The organism is Pseudoalteromonas sp. SG43-1, assembly GCF_014164415.1.
Taxonomy (GTDB): Bacteria; Pseudomonadota; Gammaproteobacteria; order Enterobacterales; family Alteromonadaceae; genus Pseudoalteromonas; species Pseudoalteromonas distincta.
Genome location: NZ_JACJFD010000063.1, coordinates 1 through 1459 on the forward strand (window position 1 = coordinate 1; position 1459 = coordinate 1459).

At 44.8% G+C, this 1459-nt stretch carries 1 protein-coding gene; it reads right to left on the minus strand.

Annotated elements, in window-relative coordinates; all coding sequences use genetic code 11:
- On the minus strand, window positions 1-1354 hold a 1354-nt coding region (locus H5159_RS20705; protein WP_182780965.1), incomplete at its 3' end, for an IS4 family transposase.
- Window positions 1355-1459 lie beyond the last annotated feature (105 nt).

Genomic DNA, 1459 nt, shown 5'->3' on the forward strand with positions numbered 1-1459 from the left:
ATTTTGCTAAATCGTAGCCTTCCAGGATGGCTTGTAACTTAAGCCATCCTTGCCATAACACTTTCACAGATGCACGCCCTGTGCGCTTGGTATCTTTCCAGCCTCCTAACTTTGCCAGTTCCTGATACGCCCATGACATATTTGGAGCAGTTTCAGGCAATGGTGTTTTTATTCTCTTTAACCACAATAACTTCCATGCTTTGGGAGATAATAGTTGTTCACAACTTGGAGAATCAGGCTGCTCATTGGTGAACTTTAGTTGCAATATTCGCGTCGCAATAAAGCCATTAATCGTCACCAATCTTTCCATGTTATCTTGGCTTTGAAGGCGTAAACTTTCGATATCCGTGCCATCACTTTTCCAGACTTTATGGTATTCCTCTACAAGCCAACGGTGCTCATAGTAGGTGATGATAGCTAAGGCGTCTTCTTTGCTGGTGACTGGTTCACTGGTTAATAGGTGCCAGCTTAAGCCGTTCTCAGCGTTTCCTCTCTCTGCACTGCCGACATAGTAAACTGGGAGGGAGCGTCCTTTCTTATTGTAAGGCGCTTTGAGTGTCACTGGCGCATAGGTGATATCCAGTGTTGCGCTTCGGGCTTTTCTTCCTCCTTTTTGTGCAATGTGGATGTGTTTGGTGCCTGCACTCATCAGCTCGCTTGCAAACGCATAGAGCTTATCCTCACCTTCTTCAATATGACGACTTTGCATCGAGCGTACGACGAATCGTTGCTGCTCGGTCAGTTTATACTGCAAGTATTCGTAGATGTCCGCTTCGCGGTCACACACCGATATCACGTTCGCCATTTGTCCTTGCAGCCGCTCTGCCATCGCTCGTGACGCTGACTCCCACTTGTAACTTTCTTTTTCTTCGTAAGAAGTCGTCGCGTGTTTTTCTCTTTTTCCAATCGTGTTGATATCACGACTCCAGCGAGACTGTTCAATTAATCCCACAACTTGCTTTGTGTCTGGCGCAAACAGTAATACGCTATGAGCTAACAAGCCTCGTTGTTTTGCTCCTCGTCCGACATGACCCAAATCATCTCGAATGGAGGAATGTTTATAAATTAGTGTGGTCGTGTCTTCTAATGCGAGCAATAAGTTATGACTTTTTGCTTGTTCAACCGTGGCTTTAAAGCCTGACTCTGCTATAGCCGTTGCGTCAATATTCTCGTTGCGAATAAAGCGGTAGGCACCTTCCATATCGGCGGGGGATTGAGTGATGTTTACAAGTGGTTTTCCTGGTTCATTTGCAAGCGTTGATGCTAACTTTACCAGACGCGCTGTTCTTCTTGGATCACCTAAGTCCGATTTACCGAATTGTTGTTTTGCCCAATGAGTATGTTCGTTAATCATAATGTGCCCTCAAACAAGATTTGAAGATCTGATCATGACATTGAGATTTAGTTCAAAAAAATCCCCGCTAATTTCTTAGCAGGGATTTGTGTATAAGAGACAGCT